Source organism: Leptospira koniambonensis, from assembly GCF_004769555.1.
In the GTDB taxonomy this organism is placed as follows: Bacteria; Spirochaetota; Leptospiria; order Leptospirales; family Leptospiraceae; genus Leptospira_B; species Leptospira_B koniambonensis.
Window position 1 is genome coordinate 467,979 of sequence record NZ_RQFY01000001.1, and the last position, 16,723, is coordinate 484,701.

Annotated in this window: 15 protein-coding genes; 10 read left to right on the forward strand and 5 right to left on the reverse strand. The window is 37.8% G+C overall.

The window, feature by feature from the left end; translation table 11 throughout:
- Positions 1-13: 13 nt before the first annotated feature.
- A complete protein-coding gene (locus tag EHQ52_RS02155; RefSeq protein ID WP_135613644.1) occupies positions 14-3,151 on the reverse strand; it encodes a response regulator in 3,138 nt (1,045 codons plus the stop codon).
- A gap of 232 nt (positions 3,152-3,383) precedes the next feature.
- Here EHQ52_RS02155 and EHQ52_RS02160 point away from each other — a divergent pair, with 232 nt between their 5' ends.
- From EHQ52_RS02160 to EHQ52_RS02205, 10 genes are all read left to right on the forward strand, one after another.
- Positions 3,384-4,661, forward strand: a complete 1,278-nt coding sequence (locus EHQ52_RS02160; RefSeq protein ID WP_135613645.1) for an acetyl-CoA hydrolase/transferase family protein — start codon at positions 3,384-3,386, stop codon at positions 4,659-4,661.
- 207 nt (positions 4,662-4,868) lie between these two features.
- Positions 4,869-6,308 carry a cytochrome-c oxidase, cbb3-type subunit I gene (gene ccoN, locus EHQ52_RS02165; protein WP_135613646.1) on the forward strand — a complete coding sequence of 480 codons (1,440 nt, stop codon included), beginning with the start codon at positions 4,869-4,871 and terminating at the stop codon, positions 6,306-6,308.
- Entirely contained in the window at positions 6,305-6,994 is a 690-nt protein-coding gene (gene ccoO, locus EHQ52_RS02170; protein ID WP_135613647.1) for a cytochrome-c oxidase, cbb3-type subunit II, read from the forward strand. The genes ccoN and ccoO overlap by 4 nt, the downstream gene beginning before the upstream one ends.
- A gap of 8 nt (positions 6,995-7,002) precedes the next feature.
- A complete protein-coding gene (locus EHQ52_RS02175; protein WP_135613648.1) occupies positions 7,003-7,149 on the forward strand; it encodes a cbb3-type cytochrome c oxidase subunit 3 in 147 nt (48 codons plus the stop codon).
- A 1-nt stretch (position 7,150) separates the two neighbouring features.
- A complete protein-coding gene (locus EHQ52_RS02180) occupies positions 7,151-7,684 on the forward strand; it encodes a cbb3-type cytochrome c oxidase N-terminal domain-containing protein (protein WP_135613649.1) in 534 nt (177 codons plus the stop codon).
- Positions 7,685-7,717: 33 nt separating this feature from the next.
- On the forward strand, positions 7,718-9,085 hold the full coding sequence (gene ccoG, locus EHQ52_RS02185) for a cytochrome c oxidase accessory protein CcoG (RefSeq protein WP_135613650.1): 1,368 nt from the start codon (positions 7,718-7,720) through the stop codon (positions 9,083-9,085).
- Positions 9,075-9,560 (forward strand): FixH family protein, encoded by a 486-nt coding sequence (locus EHQ52_RS02190; protein ID WP_135613651.1) that lies wholly within the window; start codon positions 9,075-9,077, stop codon positions 9,558-9,560. Before ccoG ends, EHQ52_RS02190 begins: the two co-directional genes overlap by 11 nt.
- Positions 9,557-12,022: a heavy metal translocating P-type ATPase gene (locus EHQ52_RS02195; RefSeq protein WP_135613652.1), complete on the forward strand. Its 2,466-nt coding sequence runs from the start codon at positions 9,557-9,559 to the stop codon at positions 12,020-12,022. Before EHQ52_RS02190 ends, EHQ52_RS02195 begins: the two co-directional genes overlap by 4 nt.
- Complete coding sequence (ccoS, locus tag EHQ52_RS02200; RefSeq protein ID WP_135613653.1) at positions 12,019-12,177, forward strand: cbb3-type cytochrome oxidase assembly protein CcoS; 159 nt, start codon at positions 12,019-12,021, stop codon at positions 12,175-12,177. The genes EHQ52_RS02195 and ccoS overlap by 4 nt, the downstream gene beginning before the upstream one ends.
- A 9-nt stretch (positions 12,178-12,186) precedes the next feature.
- Entirely contained in the window at positions 12,187-12,939 is a 753-nt protein-coding gene (locus tag EHQ52_RS02205) for a sulfite exporter TauE/SafE family protein (RefSeq protein WP_135613654.1), read from the forward strand.
- 3 nt (positions 12,940-12,942) lie between these two features.
- On the opposite strand, the gene EHQ52_RS02210 is transcribed toward EHQ52_RS02205, so the two are convergent.
- From EHQ52_RS02210 to EHQ52_RS02225, 4 genes are all read right to left on the reverse strand, one after another.
- Positions 12,943-13,611, reverse strand: coding sequence for a dienelactone hydrolase (locus EHQ52_RS02210; protein ID WP_135613655.1), 669 nt, complete (start codon positions 13,609-13,611; stop codon positions 12,943-12,945).
- 42 nt (positions 13,612-13,653) lie between these two features.
- Positions 13,654-14,334: a Crp/Fnr family transcriptional regulator gene (locus tag EHQ52_RS02215; protein WP_135613656.1), complete on the reverse strand. Its 681-nt coding sequence runs from the start codon at positions 14,332-14,334 to the stop codon at positions 13,654-13,656.
- Between the two features lie 141 nt (positions 14,335-14,475).
- The gene (locus tag EHQ52_RS02220) at positions 14,476-15,864 is read right to left on the reverse strand and encodes an MBL fold metallo-hydrolase RNA specificity domain-containing protein (RefSeq protein WP_135613657.1); all 1,389 of its coding nucleotides are present in this window, start codon (positions 15,862-15,864) and stop codon (positions 14,476-14,478) included.
- Between the two features lie 136 nt (positions 15,865-16,000).
- Positions 16,001-16,723 carry a LytR/AlgR family response regulator transcription factor gene (locus EHQ52_RS02225; RefSeq protein WP_135613658.1) on the reverse strand — a complete coding sequence of 241 codons (723 nt, stop codon included), beginning with the start codon at positions 16,721-16,723 and terminating at the stop codon, positions 16,001-16,003.

The window sequence follows — 16,723 nt, forward strand, 5'->3', positions numbered from 1 at the left end:
ATTCACACCTTTTTTATTTTACGGAAAAATTTCCGATCGGGATATTTATTTTTATTTTATATATATTTTCAACTAAGGACATCTCCACTTTTCCACCCAGGCCAGAGATCCTATAGATCAGATTTTCTGTTCCTCTTCCTGTTTTATGTTTATTCAAATGATAAGAAGATTCCACATTCATTTCTGTGATCAGATCTCCATTCTCCAAATAGAAATTCCATTTGGCCACACCTTGTCCATATTTTAGATCATTATTTGTGATCTCATTTACAATACTATAAAGTTCAATGATAGAAGTTTCCTTTCTTTCTTCTTCAAAAAATTGAAGCAGTTCTTCTTGGCATTCAAACTCCAAGTCCCTTTCCACATCTGAATATCTTCTGAGTAAGACTAAATTGATCCCTGTGATAAAATTCTCGGATAATAACCCTAAGTCTTCTATCTTCAACATCTGCTCTCTCAAAATGTGAATAGATTGATTCACTGCCTCATTGATCTTTTTGAAGATTGGTTTGTCTTCTTTGTTTTGGGAGAGCAATTCTTCTGACAAAAACTTTAGATCTGTGAGTTTTCCGCCTAAGTGGTCATGTAAGTCAATATTGATCCTCTGCCTTACATTATTTACAGCTTCTCTCTTCTCATTTTCTTGGTTCAAACGGCTTTTATGACCATCCGCCAGAGCGAGCAAATTATTGATCCTTAAGATCAACTCTTCGAAATCGAAAGGTTTAAGCAGATAATCATTTGCTCCATTATTCAAAGCGGCCATCAGATCCTTGTCCTGGTTTTTAGCAGTCAACATTAAGATAGGAAGCTCCAATGTACTAAGTGTTTTACGGATCTCTCTGGCAGTATCTAAACCGGACATCTTAGGCATCATCACATCTAAAATAACAACATCAAACGCCTTATCTTTTTGTAATATTTCCAAAGCTTCCATTCCACTTTTTGCAGTGACTGAAGAAATATTTCGTAAAGAGAGATAGTTTTGAATTACCTGCAAGTTCACAGGCTCATCGTCCACTACCAAGATCCGAGCATTTTTCTCCGAATCCGAAGGTTCATTCTGAAGAGTTATAGTAGAACTTGGATGATTTCCTTCTTTATAATTTTTTAATTCTTTTCCTTCCGATCTTAGGATTTTTCCGGATACGAGCGGGATCGTAAAATAGAAACGAGAGCCTAATCCTGGGCTGGATTCTACTCCAATTTCTCCTCCGTGTAATACAACCAATGCCCTGCTGATTGAAAGTCCAAGCCCTGCACCTGAGCTATTTTTAGAATCCCCTCTATCTACCTGTTCAAAAAATTCGAATACTTTTTGGTGTTCTGCAGGATCTATTCCGATCCCCGTATCTGAAACACTGATCTCTGCGATCCCAAGTGCCTTGATCTTAGCACTAACTACGATCTCTCCCTTTTCTGTAAATTTGATCGCATTACTCACTAAGTTTTGCAGGATCTGCTGAAGCCTATTCTCATCTGCGAGTAGATCAGGAAATTCAGGTAAGATCGCATTCACCAATCGGATCTTAGTTTGGTCTGTAGAGATCCGATTCAATTCCAATGTAAAATTCACTGCTTGGTATAGATCAACTGCTCTTAAATTTAGATTTAAATCCTTATGTTTTAATTTAGAAAAATCTATAATATCATTTACTAAACTAGAAAGCCTTTGTCCACTCGTGACAATCATTCCCAATTGCCTCTCCACAGATTGGGTCAGCGGACCGCCTACTCCTCTTTTCAAAGAATCTGCAATTCCTATAATCCCTTGCAAAGGAGTTCTTAATTCGTGAGAAGTATTTGCTAAAAATTCATCCTTCAGTTTGTCCAAAGAGATCAATCTTTGGTTAGAATCTTTTAGATCATAGGCTAATTTTTCTGAAAGTTTATATGCACTTGTAAATCTTTGAGAGACCATAAACGCCTGCGCCACAAAGAAGGAAGCTATTCCATAGGATGAGAAGTATGCAGTATTTATGATCATATTCGCATACAGAATATCATTGGTTACTACCGCAAAAAATAGAAGAAAGAAGAATAAGCCAACGTCAGCTCCTAACTTCTTATTTCGCATCGCTTTCCAAAAAACGTATACTAGATAAACGCAAGCAATAGAAACTAAAATCCCAAAAACAGAGATTGTCTTGGAATAGATAACCAGAGGAGTTACTAATACAATGACAGAAAGTCCAACAACAATACTAATTAAGAACCGAATAATTTTTTTGTTTATCTCGTCCGGATATAAGGTTCGAATAAATAATGGAAAGAATATGGCGATCAAAAAGCTGGATATCAATTCTAATCTATATCCCCATTCAAAGTCAAAGCTTGGAAATATAGAATATAATATTCTTTCTCCAGTGATCAAAATACGAATGGTAGAACAAATTGTTAGAATTCCATAATATAGTGTAGAAGTTTCTCTTCTTAAGAATGCAAATAAGCTTAGGTGATAGAGACCTAAAACAAAAAGTCCCCCGCCTACAAAAAGATCTAACCTAACGTTACCTTGTCGCACGATAACCAGATCTTTTCTTTTTCCTATAAAGATCTTTGCCCAAGGACCTCCTTTAAAATGGGAAAAATTCGAGATCTCTATTGCAATTTCATTCTCTGTTCCAAGATCAAATATCTCACTAACTCCAGGTCTATATAAAGGTTTGCTTGTCTCTGGAGTTTTCCCAACTACTCCACTGGAAATCACCTTTTTTCCATTTACATAAAGTGTATAAGATGTGGAGGCCTCCAACATCTTGATCGCCATATCCGTTTCTGGTTTTTTTAAACGAACAAGTATTTTATACGTTGCATATCCAAAACCAGGATACTTTTGATCTTTATATTCATTCCAAACATTCGGAACATCTCCGAATTTGATCTGTTCTTTTGGTTTTTGAGAAGGATCCAGATCAGTTTTTAAAGGATTTTTGATCTCAGAAAATAATTGGGACCAATAAAATGCCCAATCACCTTCTATACTTAGAGGTTCTTCCTTTCCGAAGTCCCAATCTTTGCTTAGGTCTAATATTCCATTTTCTACTCTTGGTTTTTTCTTCGAAGATTCAGGCACACAACCCATACTAAAAATTAGGATTGAGATCAGTAAAACTCCTTGGAATTTTTGAGAGAAAATCGAAACCATCTACACTGATTCTTCAGACCATTCCGGATTTATAAACCTTTTTAATATTCCAAATAAGCATTCAGTAAATAAATAGAAGTACCAAAATTCTCCCTTATTCTAGGGATCTTTTGGATCCAGCGGACCTTCTTCTTATAATCGCTCAAAATGCAAAACCTAAGAAATATCAATACATTCTACTTAATTTTGTCCCTTGACTTATGCTTAGTAAAAATCTAAAAATCATTCCGATATGGATTTACATTTTGTTTCGCCGAAAGAAGCGGTTTCAGAGATCAAAAACGATCAAAGAGTTTTCATCCACAGTGTATATGCTGCTCCAAAACTTCTAATTGAAGCATTGAGCGATAGAGCATCCGAATTACAAAATATTGAAATGGTCCATATCCATACAGAAGGAGAAGTTCCGTATGCACAAAAAGGAATGGAGTCTTCTTTTCATACAAACGCGCTATTTGTAGGTGCAAATATGAGAGAAGCTGTAAAAGAAGGAAGAGCTGATTATCTTCCAATTTTTTTAAGCGAATGTCCTTCTCTATTCAGAAAAAAGATACTTCCATTGGATGTGGCGCTCATCACAGTTTCTCCTCCCGACAAACATGGATTTTGTTCCTTGGGAGTTTCAGTAGATACAAGTAAGGCAGCAGTGGATTCTGCAAATATTGTAATTGCTCAAGTAAATAGATTCATGCCCAGAACCCACGGGGACGGGATCATTCATATAAACAAAATCCATAAATTAGTAGAAGGTAATATTCCATTACTCGAGGCCCTACATACGGAACCAGACCCAGTAGAAACTAAGATCGGAGAATATATTGCGGGTCTTGTAGAAGATGGAGCAACTCTCCAAATGGGAATTGGAGCCATTCCTGACGCAGTTCTATCTTGTTTAAAAAATCATAAAGATCTCGGGATTCATACTGAGATGTTTTCTGATGGTGTGATCTCTTTGGTAGAAAAAGGAATTATCACTGGTAAAAATAAAAAGATCCATCCAGGAAAGATTGTAACAGGTTTCGTAATGGGAACCAAAAAACTGTACGATTTCGTAGATGATAATCCAGAAGTAGTATTCTTAGATATCGGTTATATAAACGATACTGCGAATATCCGCAAAAACCCAAAAGTAACAGCGATCAATTCTGCAATTGAAGTGGATCTTACAGGTCAAGTATGTGCTGATTCTATAGGGACAAGACAATATTCTGGTGTAGGAGGACAGATGGATTTTATCCGAGGGGCTTCTCTTTCAGAAGGCGGAAAACCGATCATTGCTCTTCCTTCCGTGACTTCTCATGGAAAATCAAGGATTGTTCCGATTCTGCAGGCCGGCGCAAGCGTAACAACCACAAGAGCGCATGTTCATTATGTAATCACTGAATACGGCATTGCAGATCTTTACGGTAAAAATCTGAAACAAAGAGCAAAACTTCTTACACAAATTGCTCATCCAAATCATAGAGAATCTCTGGAAAGAGAATCATTCGAAAGGTTCAAAGGATTTTAATTCTCAAAATCGAACACACCCACAGATTACGTAATATATTAAATTTTTATTAACTAGTAATTTATTTCCAAACACACTTAACTCTCCGCTCTCCAATTGACAATTATCAAGTCCGTTTTGAGGGAAGAAGAAGTCGGATTCCTTGCGTTTCGACATTCCAATCTAAATGTGGAATTATCCTTCACGGAAAAACCGGAGAGATCAAGAATGAGTTCTTCAGAACAAAAATATAATGATACGATCGTCAAAGGATTTTTGATATCGGGACTGGTCTGGGGTCTGGCTTCCATGCTTGTGGGAGTATGGATCGCTTTCCAAATGGTGTATCCCGAATTAAATTTCGGACCTTACTTCACTTTTGGTAGGCTAAGACCTTTACATACAAATGCAGCAATTTTCGGATTTGCATTAAGTATTGTATTCGCAACAGGCTATCATACGGTACAAAGACTTTGTAGAGTAAGAATTTGGAGTGATAAACTCTCCAATTTACATTTATTCTTATACAACCTTTCGATTGTAGCCGCTGCAATCACTCTTCCTTTGGGACTAAACCAATCCAAAGAGTATGCTGAGTTAGAATGGCCATTGGATCTATTGATCGTGGTTTGGTTTGTGGTGTTCTTGATCAATTATTTCGGGACCATCTTCACTCGCCAGGAAAAACAACTCTATGCTGCAATCTGGTTTTATATAGCTTCTTGGGTAACGATCCCAATATTATTTATAGTTAATAATCTTTCTATTCCAGTTAGTTGGATCAAATCATACTCCGTTTACTCTGGAGTGTATGATGCAAACATCCAATGGTGGTATGGTCATAACGCGGTCGCATTCGTTCTTACCACTCCGTTCTTAGGAATGATGTATTATTATCTTCCTAAACATATTAAACAACCAATCTACAGTCATAGACTCTCCATCATTCACTTCTGGAGTTTGATCTTCCTGTATATCTGGGCTGGTCCTCACCATCTACTTTATTCTCCTCTTCCTGATTGGTTACAAACAACAGGTATGGTATTCAGTATCATGTTATGGATGCCTTCTTGGGGAGGAATGTTAAATGGATTCTTAACTCTCACTCAGGCCAAAGAAAAGATCAAAACAGACGCTACATTAAAGATGTTACTCGTTGGACTCACCTTCTACGGTATGTCCACATTCGAGGGTCCTCTTCTTTCCATAAGAGCAGTAAGCGGTTTAGGTCATAACACTGACTGGATCATAGGTCATGTTCATGGCGGAACATTAGGTTGGGTGGGAATGATGTCATTCGCTGCAATTTACTACTTAGTTCCAAGATTATGGGATACAAATCTATTCTCTGAACGATTAGCAAACACTCACTTCTGGATCGCAACACTCGGTATCTTATTGTATATCGTGTCTATGTGGGTCTCCGGTATCAGCGAAGGATCTATGTGGAGAGCAATAGACGAAACAGGTTCTCTAAAATTTCCGAACTGGGTGCAGATCACCGAAACCTTAAAACCATATAGATTGTTTAGAGGGATCGGAGGAGCGCTCTATCTATCAGGAGTTGTTCTAATGATCTATAACGTAGTCAGAACAATTCAAAGCGCAGGCTCCGGGTTTAAAGAAATTGATCCAAGGATCGGATTAAAAGAGGGGAAAACAGTATGAGTTGGTTTGACAAATTATTGGATTGGTTCTCCGGTTTTACCGATCAGTGGGAAAAACATGGAGTTAAGTTCACGCTTTACACCACGATCGCAATTTTGATCGGAGGATTATTTGAGTTAGTTCCACCATTCTTTCTCACGAAAACTGCGGAACCAATCCAAAACGTAAAGCCGTATAACGCGTTAGAATTAGCAGGAAGAGACGTTTATCAGAAAGAAGGATGTAATAACTGTCACACTCAGATGGTTCGTCCATTCAAATGGGAAGTAGATCGTTTTGATCCTCAGCATTCTTACGGAAAAGATGGATACTCTAAAGCGGGAGAATATGTTTATGATCATCCTTTCTTATGGGGATCCAAAAGAACAGGACCGGATCTGGCTCATGAATCCCAGATCCAATCTTCTGCAGAATGGCATAAGACACATTTGATCAACCCTAGAGATACAGCAAAAGGTTCCATCATGCCTGCTTATCCTTGGTTATTCGAAGAATCTTCTATCATTGATGCTTCTAAGATCGCAGATCATATGAGAGGACTCCAAAAGATAGGAGTTCCTTATACTGAGGAAGATATTAGTTCTGCCTCTACCCTTTTAGCGGGTAAAACGGCAGGAGATGCACTTATCGCCTATCTGCTGAAATTAGGAAGAGATACGGCCGAATTGTCCAAAAGTTTACAGTAAGGTACAATATGGATCTTGATACATTACAAATTTATAAATCATTAAGGCTTCCGATACTGGTGCTTTCCATATTTACGATTATCTTATACGTATATAGAAGTTCCAGAAAGGAAAGAATGGAAGAACCTAAATTCAGAATGCTGGAGGAGGATTAAGATGAGCGACCCAAACAAGGAATTCGACGGGATCAGACAGGCAGACAATCCTCTTCCTGAATGGTGGAAATGGGTTTTCCTAGGATGTATTATTTTCGCAGGATTTTACGCGGTATATTTCCACGTATTTTCTGATTGGGGAACAAGCGAGTATTACGCTGCCCAGATCCAAGAATACGAAAAAGATTTTCCGAATCGTAATGTTGCAGTTGAATCAACTGACGGATCCAATCCTTTCAGGGGGAACCAAGATGCAATCAGTGTAGGACAAAAAACATTCCAAACCTATTGTGTAGCCTGCCATGGTCCGACTGGAGAAGGTTTAGTAGGCCCGAATCTAATGGATAAAGAATGGTTACATGGAAATACGGATCTAGAACTTTATGCAACTGTAATGAAGGGAATTTCCGTTGAAAGAACTAAGTTAGGAAGAGGACCAATGCCTGCACATGAGAACTCATTAGGTTCCGAAAAAGTTTACCAAGTACTTGCCTGGTTGGCTTCCCGGAATCCGGAGCTAAAATCTTCCAAATAAGTTAACCGTCACAGAGAATCATAAGGAGGAGCAATGATCATTTCAAGGCCAATGCAAGGAAAGATAAGGACCGCCAGAAATTACGTCCAGGTATTCTTAGTCCTTCTCTTTTTTATAACTCCCTGGATTCACTGGGATGGATTTCAAGTTATCCGATTGGATATACCGGATAGAAAGTTTTTTCTATTCGGTCATATTTTTATTCCTCAAGAAGGATACTTTCTTCATTTATTCCTGATCGCCGCAGGACTTTGCCTCTTCTTTTTTACTACATTAATCGGCAGAGTTTGGTGCGGATGGGCCTGCCCTCAAACCATCTACTCTGATATTTTCGATTGGATAGGAAGAAGGATCCAAGATTCCAAATATGGAAGACAAGATGCAAACCGCGCCTTAGTAGCGTTAACTCACATTATTTGGATCATAGTTAGTTTTGCAGCATCTTTTGCTTGGATCTCTTACTTTTCAGATCCATACCAAATGCTCTCATATTTCAAAAATCCTAATTTAGATTTTCCTACTTGGTTTTTATTTCTGGGATTCTTTACGTTCGCGATGTACGCAGATATAGCATTCATTCGGGAACAATTCTGCAAATACGGATGTCCTTATGCACGTTTTCAAACAGTGATGATGGACAATCATTCTGTCAATATCACCTATGATTACACAAGAGGAGAACCTAGAAGAAAAGCAAAAACTAAAATCGGGGATTGCACTGCTTGTAATATGTGTCTTGTTGTATGTCCTACTGGAATCGATATAAGAGATGGAGCCAATCCTTGGTGTATAGCATGTGGAAAATGTTCAGATGCATGCACAAAACAAATGGCTAAGGAAGATAAAAAATCACTGATAGGTTATTGGTCAGAGAACCAGATCTCCGAGAAAGGATCTCCAATCCGCTGGATCCGTCCCAGAACAATCGTTTATGCGCTTTCTTTAATTCTTACAATTTCTGCCATAGGGATCCTATTATCAAGCAGAGTGCCCCTCTACTTTTCTGTTCTTCCAGATAGAAATATACAACCGATGGTAGTCCAGGACGGGATCGTTAGAAATTTCTACGAAGTACAAATGCAAAATCTGACCTCCAAAGATAGAACTCTAAAATTTGAAATAGAAACTTCGGATCTCCAAGGAGAAAGAAGAATACTCATTGGTGGGACAGAAGAAGCCACAGTAGAACTAAAAGGAAATTCAGAAGAAAGATACAGACTATTTATAGAACTAAAAATAGCAGAACAAGATGCCAAAAGAAGAAGTCATGATATTAAGCTAAAAGTAATAGACATTCAGGATTTTGAATATTCCAAATCGGAAACAATCCCATTCCTACTTCCGGTCTCTATATCCGGATGGAAACTACCAAATGATGAGAGGATAGTCCATGGACGTTAGTTTAAAAAGAGCATTTTGGGTGATTAAGTTCGCATTTATAACATTATTCGTTGCTACATTTTTCACCGTAAGACTTGCATTAGCAGGACATACTCCCGCAATCGATTCCAATTATTACGAAAAAGGACTTAAATATGAACAGTCCATTCTATCTCAAAGAAAAATGATAGAAGAAGGATATGGGCTCCAAGCAGATTGGATCCAAAATCCAAAACTTCTCAAATCAGGAAAACAAGAACTACTGCTGGAATTCAAACATGGGCAAAAAAGTATTACAGGTGCACTGATCAAAGTCCTCTTGGATAAAACTGCTACTGAAAAATTTAATGAGACGATCGTCTTAAAAGAATTAACTCCAGGAAAATACAAAGGTGCACTTACTATTCCTTTCCCGGGAGAATGGAGAGTTTCTGTCTCTGCAAAAATTCCAGAAGGAACCTTAGAAAAAACGATTTCGATTAAGGTAATACATTGAAAGTATTAGAAAACAAAACATTATGTTTTCATTGTAATACTGAAATTGAAGGAGTATCCATACGCAGAACAGAACAAGGATCTGAAAAAGAATATTGCTGCAATGGATGCGCAGAGATCTCACATCTATTACTCGAGAACGGACTGGACCAATTCTATCAGATCAGAGGAACACAATCCTTGGAACCGATCGATAGAGAAGCTCAAAAAAATCCTTTGGAAGAATTTGATAATGAATCCGTATATTTAGAATATTTAGAAAAGAAAAATGGCCAAGATACAAATGTATATATCACGGTCACTAACCTACATTGTTCTGCATGTGTATGGCTGATTGAAACTGTTCTTACCAAAACAGAAGGTGTCCAAGAGGCAAGGATCAACTTCGGTACAGGAAGACTCAAAGTAGCATTTGATCTTTCTAAGATCACACTCGGAAAAATTATAAAAACAATCGAAAGCCTTGGATATAAAGCCAAATTATATTCTCCACTAAAAGCAGAGTCCAAAGTAGAGAAACCATTCCAAGAATTGAGCATTCGAATGTTAGTCGCAGGCTTTTGCTGGGGAAATATCATGCTTTTCTCCGCAAGTCTATATGCCGGCTATTTTGAAGGAATGGAATTCAATATTAAAAATTTATTCCATTATATTTCCTGGATATTTGCCACTCCTGTTTATTTTTACTCAGGTTACCCTTTCTGGAAGGGAGCCTATGAATCCTGGAAGAGAAAACTTCTTGGAATGGACACATTATTATTCGCAGGAGTAAGTCTCGCCTACTTCTACAGTATATACGTAACTATTTCCGGTAAGGGAGAAGTTTATTTCGACTCAGTCTGCACCATCTACTTCTTCATACTTCTTGGTAAATACTTTGAGGCGATGATCCGTTATAAAGCAGGAGCGAAAATAGGAGAATTACTCTCTCTTCTCCCCGAAGAATATGAAGTTTCCAAAAAAGGGATCTGGTCCAAACATTCGGCGTCTTCTATCGAAAAAGGAGATTTTATCAGATTATCTTTAGGAAGTAAGGCACCAGTAGACGGGATCTTAGAATCTGAAATTGCATTTTTCGATGAATCTGTTTTAACAGGAGAAAGTAAACCAATCAGAAAGTCCTTAGGAACAGAGATCAAAGCAGGTTCAGTTTCACTTTCTACGGATGTAAAATTCCGAGCCAAAGGAAATGCAAACGAAAGTTCTCTCGCACAGATTGGTAGAATATTAGAAGATTCTTTATTAACAAAACCAAAAATCCAAAGAAGCACGGATAAACTGGCTGCTGCTTTTATTAAAGTGGTTTTATTCGTTGCGATCGGAACATTTATCTATTGGTTTAATTTCCATTCTACTGAAGATGCAATCTTAAATACGATCAGCGTACTAATCGTTGCCTGTCCCTGCGCCTTAGGACTAAGTGTCCCGGCTGCACTCGTGATTAGCCATTTACTTCAATCCAGAGAAGGTGTACTTGTCAAAAATCCAGAATCAGTAGAAATTTTAGCGAAAGCAAATCGGATCTTCTTTGATAAAACTGGAACCTTAACCACAGGCAAATTAGAATTAAACGCAGAAAAATACTTCGCGTTAGAAGAAAATCCTTCTAAGTTCAGAGAGATCGCAATCAGATTAGAATCCAACTCTTCTCACCCAATTGCAAAATCTATTATAGAAGCATTCACAAATGAGTCTCCTCAATTTTCGGCAAAAATCTCGATAGATGCTACTGCAGATAAGTCTGCAGCCAGTCTCTCCGGTTGGAATTCCTACAAAGAAATTCCAGGAGAAGGAATGGAGGCAACATTCCAAGGCAAGATCTACAGAATAGGCAAGAAAAGTTTTGCCTGGGAAAATAAACCTGAAAACGACGGGTGGGTCCATCTCTCCGAAAATGGTATTCCATTAGTTGCCTGGGAATTTAGAGATAAGGCTAGAGCAGAAGCAAAAGGATCTATCCAAGAACTAAAATCATTTTTTTCTAATATGGAAATATTATCAGGAGATATTCCATCCAAGGTAGAAACACTTTCCAAAGAAATAGGCATCCAAAACTTCAAAGCAAATTTAACACCAATCCAAAAGAAAGAAAGGATCATAGGTGCCCAATCTTCTGGAGAAATTGTTCTTATGGTTGGAGATGGGATCAACGACTCTGCATGTATCGCTCAGGCAGATCTGGGAATTTCTATGGGAATGGGTTCAGATCTTTCCTTGGATAAATCAGATATTATACTAGTAAAAGATAAATTAGATTCCCTTCCTAAATCAGTTTTGATCGCTAGAAAAACAAGAATGGTAATTTTACAAAACATCTGCCTTTCTTTAGTTTATAATTCTATAATGATCCCGCTCGCAGCAAGCGGATTAATGCTTCCTGTGATCTGCGCTGGTTTTATGACATTAAGCTCCCTAACAGTAGTATTAAATTCGATTTCTTTAAAACATAGGGTATTTACATGAACGCTTTGTATCTCACAATTCCGATCGCACTCATGATCTCATTCGGAGCATTTTACATATTCCTACTCAATCTCAAGTCGGGCCAATACGAAGACATTGAAGGCCCTAAATACAGAATGTTATTTGAAGAAGACAAACAGGACAAATCGAATTAGGAGTTTATTATGGAACTGATATCCGCGATATTATTCGGATCTTTTTTAAACGGACTAACAGGTTCTTTCCACTGCTTAGGAATGTGCGGCCCCTTAGCCGGAAGTTTAAATCTTACGCTGTCCCCTTCTGACAAAAAGATAAGCCCTGTTCTATTACAAATATTGTATAACCTTGGAAGACTGGTATCTTACACTTCCATTGGATTAGGTTTTGGATTTTTAGGGAAGGTTACAAATCAAAGTCTTTCAATATTACTTCCCGCTCAAGAATTTGCAGCTTGGTTTGGAGCTGCTTTTATACTTCTTTTTGGAGTTTCAATTTTATTCCAAAAAGATTGGACCCAAAATAGATTTTTCTCCAGGGTATTTTCTAAGGTTGGATCTAAACTTCTAAAATCCAGAGAGAATAAAAGTCCAGGCTCTCGTTTAGTGATCGGATTTACATTTGGGATGTTAACTGGATTTTTACCTTGTGGGATCTTATATCCTGCATTCGTGATGGCATTTGCAACAGGCTCACCTGCATTTGGTGCGCTCAGTATGTTTTTCTTCTTTTTAGGGACATTCCCTTTACTTTTTGGATTTGGTTTAGGATTCAGAATGATCTTAGCAAAATTCGGAAAGGATAAACTCAAACTCGCAGGTTTTGCGATCATTCTTCTTTCCATCTCCTTAATGTTATTCAGAATGAATCATACTCATAATCATTCTGAGCCTGAAGAAAAAATGGAAGAAGGCGGTCATCACCACCACCATCATTAAATCTTAAAATTCGGAAAATTCCCTGGATCTTTTTTCAGGAAATAGATACCATCTTTGGATTGCTTCTGATACCATAAACCATTTGGTATTATCCTCAAAATGACTGGGGGACCCGGGCACAAAATATACTCTTTTGATAGAACTCTCTATCTTAGAGAGAACAGAACGATTTACAATTCTTCCTGTAAAATCAAGCTCACCTAAAATATTTAATAAAGAAGCATTCAAAAACGTGCCGCTATATTCTTGAAGCCCGTTGCCTATCAGTATCAGACTTTCCACAGGAGAATCAGAACTTCCTGCAGCGCGGAACATTCTACCAGCAATTGCAGAAGAACCTATATAAGAAATTTTCAAAGAGTCCGCTCCTTCCAAATTTTTGATCTGTTTAGTGATCTCAAAAAGACGATCAGACAAAAGATCTATATCAGAACGATTCGCGTGGATCTCTCTTTCTTCTTGGGTCAATAAACCTTTTAGAAAAAGAGTAGCCACTCCCCTTTCATTCAGAAAGTTTCGCATCTTAGAAAATCGATCTGCAAATTTGTCGTCCTTCTCATCCAAAACCAGAATCGCTAAAAACGCAGCCTGGCTTGGGATGAAAAGTTCTCCTTTAAGTTGGACCCGATTTACCTGAAAGTCGAGAGTGGTTTGAAAATCATACCGGACCATTTTATAAAACTGTAATTTTCGATTTAGGAATGGTCCGGATATTTAATCCAGTAAACGAAGAAGAGCCTCTTCATTTTTGATCACTATTTTTCTTTTGTCTATTTCCACCCAACCTCTGCTTTTAAAATCAGCTAAGGCACGAACCAAGGTCTCAGTAGTCACGCCGATCATGGATGCCATGATCTCACGAGTGAATGGAAGATCTTCTTCCGAGTCTTGTGATTCTGATAATTGTAGTAAAAATTCTGAAAGTTTTGCGTGAACTTGACGAGTTCCTAAAGAATAGATCTTATTTTCAGATTCTACAGCTTCGATAGTCACTTGTCGAAATACTGAATTTTGGAATTCAGAATCTGAGTTTAGAAGTCTGCGAAGTTCTTCTTCTTCTACAAACAGAACTGTCGATTCAACAAGTGCGACTGCATGATGAAGATAATTTCCGCCGATAGCAGCGTCTCTGATCCCTACCCAATTGCCTGGATGATAAATTTTGAATGTATGCTGTTTTTCTCCGGAACCAGAAGTTCGATAAGATCGGATGGAGCCGGTCTCGACTATATAAAATCCGTTTGCTAGTTCTCCTTGGGAGAATAAGATCTCTCCTTTGGAAATTTTCCTACGGGTAAAATTAAGTTCATGGTGGTGGAGAATGTTTTCTTTTGGAAAAATTTCTCTTGGTAAAACTCGGTTTGTTTCAGCTTCGATTTTTACTGCGCTGGTCATGTTTTAAGTCCCTTTTATATCTCGATGTATTTACCATACGTGAGAATATATCAAAGGTCAAGGGCCGGCGGGAGATCCTACCGATTGAGGTGGTTTCCTGCGGATTTCCAGGGTGAAAATCTTAAGGCCCAAAACCATTGATTATACCTCGAATTCGAAAACTTCTCCCCTTTCAGGGATCCTTGTTTCCCAGCCATATTCCTTGCGGATCCGATTTCCTAAGCTCCTACTTGCGTCTTCTTCTCCATGCACAATGAACACTTCCTTTGGCGGGGTTTTAATCTTAGATAACCAACGGATAAGTTCTGTTTGGTCAGCGTGAGCGGATAAGCCGTCTATATTCTGAACATCACATCTAACTTCATGGTATTTGCCTCGGATCTTGATCTCAGTATCCCCTCTAAGCAGCTTATTACCTCTGGTCTCTCTTGCTTGGTAACCTACGAACAATACTAAAGAGTTAGGATCTCCTAAAGAATGCTCCAAATAAGAAAGTACTCTTCCTCCTGTGGCCATCCCACTCCCGGCAATCACAATTTTAGGACCTCTTTTGTTCGCGATTTTTTTAGTCTCAGAAGATTCAGTAATACAGAATATATCTTCTTTGAGTTCGGCGATCTCTTCTTCTTTTAGTTTATGCCATTCACTTCCATAAATATTAAATAAATCTAAAACTTTAGAACCCATGGGAGAATCCATATAAACCGGAATATTAGGGATCTCACCTTCCTTCATCAATTTCCAGATCAAATACATGACAGCCTGTATTCTTTCTACAGCAAAACATGGAATAATTATGGTTCCTTTAGAAGTGGAAAATTCATGGATCAATTGAGCCAAACGTTTGATCGGATTTCCTCTGTGGATACGATTTCCATAAGTAGATTCAATTAGAATAATATCTCCGTCTTCAGGCTTTTCGGGAGAAAACAAAAGAGGATCATCATCTCTCCCAATGTCTCCTGAAAAAATAAGTGTCTTATTTCCGATCTTTAATTCAATGAAGCTCGCTCCCAGAATATGACCATTATACCTGAAACGAAATTTAATATTTGGTTCCAGATCGAACCATTCTCCAATCTCTACTGCCTGAAATAGTTTAATCGTCTTTTCGGCATCGTCACTATCGTATAGGGGAAGAGCGGGCTTATGTTTGGAATATCCACCTGAATTTGCGAATTCGGCATCTTCTTCCTGTAATTTTGCACTATCTTTCAGAACTATATTAGATACATCTAATGTAGGTTTTGTACCGAATATTTTGCCTCTAAATCCCTTTTTGACAGCTCTTGGCAAATATCCACAATGGTCCAAATGTCCGTGAGTAAGTAGAATATGATCAATTTCTGTTGGAAAAAATTGGTCGGAATCCCAGTTTAGAAGTCTTAACTTTTTCTCTCCCTGGAAAAGTCCGCAGTCGATCAGAATTGTTTTACCGAAAGCTTTTACTAAATATTTAGAACCAGTAACAGTTCCTACTCCCCCTAAAAATTGCAAACTAGCCAGACGATCCTCTATCTGCTTCTCCACTTTATATTCCTCTTTTGACGTGATCCTTCCTGGTAAGCCAGAAAGAGAGAAGAATAAGTAAATTTCTTTCTTAAGTCAATGGTTGAGATGGGATACGGGGAAATCCGTTCTTAAACGGTAAAATTACAGGGTGAAACTATAGAAGTTCTTTGATCTTGGAGATATACTTTCTTCCCACAGGAAGTTGTGTTTCGTCCTCGTCTTTTAAATGAACTGAATAATTTCCCATATTATCACTTTGTAAATGAGATAACTTTTCCAGATTAATTATATATTGTTTATATATTCTTAAAAACTTGCCTGGTGGAAGTTTTTGTTCCAGACTTTTCAAAGATTTGTAAGTTACATATTGTCTTTTTTCAGTATGGACCACACTAAAATTATCTCTGGAAGAGATATAAATGATCTCCCCATAAGGAATTAGAAAATGATTTTCCTTTTCTAAAATAAAAAGCCCATGTTCATTAAAAACATTTTTGGAAGGTTTGTCTGCATCATTTCCCAAAATTTCCAAGGCACGATCCACCGCCTTAAAAAATCTTTCTTTAGAAAATGGTTTGAGAAGATAATCGATTACACCGAATTCAAATGCTTCGATCGCCTTATCTCTTAGTGCAGTGATAAAAATAATATAAGGAGGATTTTCCAGTCTTTCTAAAATATCTAAACCAGATAGAATGGGAAGATTGATGTCTAAAAACGCAAGATGGAACTCTTCGTTTTGAAGATATTCAAGAGCTTCTTCTCCATCTTTTGCGACTTTTACTAATTTTAATTCAGGCCTGGCTAAACAATAATTTACGAGTAACTCCCTAGTAGGAGCCTCGTCCTCAACAATTAATGTTTTCCATTCTGTCAT

Excerpts from the sequence above, each read along its gene's own strand:
- EHQ52_RS02155 (WP_135613644.1), bottom strand. The coding sequence starts at position 3,151 with ATGGTTTCGATTTTCTCTCAAAAATTCCAAGGAGTTTTACTGATCTCA.
- EHQ52_RS02160 (WP_135613645.1), top strand. The coding sequence starts at position 3,384 with ATGGATTTACATTTTGTTTCGCCGAAAGAAGCGGTTTCAGAGATCAAA.
- ccoN (WP_135613646.1), top strand. The coding sequence starts at position 4,869 with ATGAGTTCTTCAGAACAAAAATATAATGATACGATCGTCAAAGGATTT.
- ccoO (WP_135613647.1), top strand. The coding sequence starts at position 6,305 with ATGAGTTGGTTTGACAAATTATTGGATTGGTTCTCCGGTTTTACCGAT.
- EHQ52_RS02175 (WP_135613648.1), top strand. The coding sequence starts at position 7,003 with ATGGATCTTGATACATTACAAATTTATAAATCATTAAGGCTTCCGATA.
- EHQ52_RS02180 (WP_135613649.1), top strand. The coding sequence starts at position 7,151 with ATGAGCGACCCAAACAAGGAATTCGACGGGATCAGACAGGCAGACAAT.
- ccoG (WP_135613650.1), top strand. The coding sequence starts at position 7,718 with ATGATCATTTCAAGGCCAATGCAAGGAAAGATAAGGACCGCCAGAAAT.
- EHQ52_RS02190 (WP_135613651.1), top strand. The coding sequence starts at position 9,075 with ATGGACGTTAGTTTAAAAAGAGCATTTTGGGTGATTAAGTTCGCATTT.
- ccoS (WP_135613653.1), top strand. The coding sequence starts at position 12,019 with ATGAACGCTTTGTATCTCACAATTCCGATCGCACTCATGATCTCATTC.
- EHQ52_RS02205 (WP_135613654.1), top strand. The coding sequence starts at position 12,187 with ATGGAACTGATATCCGCGATATTATTCGGATCTTTTTTAAACGGACTA.
- EHQ52_RS02210 (WP_135613655.1), bottom strand. The coding sequence starts at position 13,611 with ATGGTCCGGTATGATTTTCAAACCACTCTCGACTTTCAGGTAAATCGG.
- EHQ52_RS02215 (WP_135613656.1), bottom strand. The coding sequence starts at position 14,334 with ATGACCAGCGCAGTAAAAATCGAAGCTGAAACAAACCGAGTTTTACCA.
- EHQ52_RS02225 (WP_135613658.1), bottom strand. The coding sequence starts at position 16,723 with ATGACAGAATGGAAAACATTAATTGTTGAGGACGAGGCTCCTACTAGG.